Origin of the sequence: Niveispirillum sp. SYP-B3756, assembly GCF_009495745.1 — a bacterium.
Lineage (GTDB): Bacteria > Pseudomonadota > Alphaproteobacteria > Azospirillales > Azospirillaceae > Niveispirillum.
The window spans coordinates 1-677 of sequence record NZ_WIDQ01000056.1 but is presented as its reverse complement, the minus strand read 5'-3'; the positions used below and the strand labels follow the sequence as shown (position 1 = coordinate 677).

The 677-nt window shown below is 65.7% G+C and carries 1 protein-coding gene; it reads left to right on the top strand.

Annotated elements, in window-relative coordinates; all coding sequences use genetic code 11:
* Positions 1 to 677 (top strand): hypothetical protein (locus tag GE253_RS26000; RefSeq protein ID WP_173012847.1); only part of this gene is annotated, 677 nt, incomplete at both ends.

Sequence of the window (677 nt, the reverse complement as noted above, 5' to 3'; positions counted from 1 at the left end):
GCTGGCCGGGCAGACGCTGACCGGCTCCAACACGCTGAAGGTGAAGGTCGCCGACATCGCCGGCAATGACGGCACCGTCTACAGCCAGGCCTATGTGCTGGACACCACGGCGCCGACCGTGACGGGGATCACCTCGTCGACCGCTGACGGCGCCTACAAGACCGGCGCGACGATCTCGATCCAGGTCTCCTTCTCCGAGGCCGTCTATGTTCCCGGCACGCCCTCAATCACGCTGGCCACCGGTTCGGCCAGCACGCGTTACGCTATTTACACCAGTGGTTCGGGCACCGACACGCTCACCTTCAGCTACACGGTTCAGGCCGGCGACAACACCGCCGACCTGGATTACGCAAGCACGGCGGCGCTGGTCGCATCCAACCTTCAGGACAGCGCCGGCAACAACGCCGTCCTGACATTGGCGACGCCGGGCGCCTCCGGTTCGCTGGGAGCCAACAAGGCGATCGTGCTGGACACGCTGACCCCGACCAACACCATCGCCACGGCTTCCTTCTCGGCGGATACGGCGGCCAATGGCGGCACCAACACGGATTGGATCACCAAGACGGCGGCGCAGACCGTCAGCGGCACGCTGTCGGCCAACATCGCGTCGGGTGAGGCGGTCTATGTGTCGTTGGATAATGGCAGCACCTGGACGGTGGCGACGACCACCGTGGGTC